General features: G+C 60.0%; 1 protein-coding gene. It reads right to left on the bottom strand.

Going from position 1 to position 809, the window contains the following annotated elements; translation table 11 throughout:
- On the bottom strand, positions 1-809 hold an 809-nt coding region (locus BLQ28_RS33460; protein WP_093245462.1), incomplete at both ends, for a hypothetical protein.

Genomic DNA, 809 nt, shown 5'->3' with positions numbered 1-809 from the left:
CGGCTTGAGTACAGCGACCAGCAGCATCGGCAGCTTGTCGACGGGCCTGAGCACCGCAACCAGTGGCATCGGTAGCCTTTCGACTGGCTTGAGTACGACCAACAGTTCTGTTGCCAGCCTGTCGACTTCGACCTCGACCGGTCTGAGTACCGCGACCAGCAGCATTGACAGTCTTTCGACGTCAACGTCCACGGGTTTGAGCACCGCCACCAGCGGTATCGGTAGCTTGTCGACTTCGACGTCAACGGGGCTGAGCACGGCGACCAGCAGCATCAATAGCCTCTCGACCTCGACATCCACGGGTCTGAGCACCGCGACGAGCAGCATCGGTAGCCTGTCGACGGGTTTGAGCACCGCGACCAGCAGCATCGGTAGCCTGTCGACTGGCCTCAGCACGACCAACAGTTCCGTTGCCAGCTTGTCGACTTCGACCTCGACCGGGCTGAGTACAGCAACCAGCAGCATCGACAGTCTTTCAACTTCAACGTCGACGGGCTTGAGCACCGCCACCAGTAGCATCGGCAGCCTTTCGACAGGTCTCAGCACGACCAACAGCTCTGTGGCCAGCTTGTCGACATCAACCTCGACCGGGCTGAGTACAGCAACCAGCAGTATCGGTAGCTTGTCGACGGGCCTTAGTACAGCTACTAGCGGCATTGGCAGTCTGTCCACTGGCCTCAGCACGACCAATAGTGCTGTTGCGAGTTTGTCGACTTCGACCTCGACAGGCCTGAGTACAGCGACCAGCAGCATCGACAGCCTCTCGACCTCGACATCCACAGGGCTGAGCACCGCGACCAGCAGCATCG

The organism is Variovorax sp. EL159 (assembly GCF_900100965.1).
Taxonomy (GTDB): domain Bacteria; phylum Pseudomonadota; class Gammaproteobacteria; order Burkholderiales; family Burkholderiaceae_C; genus Variovorax.
The sequence above is the reverse complement of the archived record's forward strand: the minus strand, read 5'-3'. Positions and strand labels throughout refer to the sequence as shown.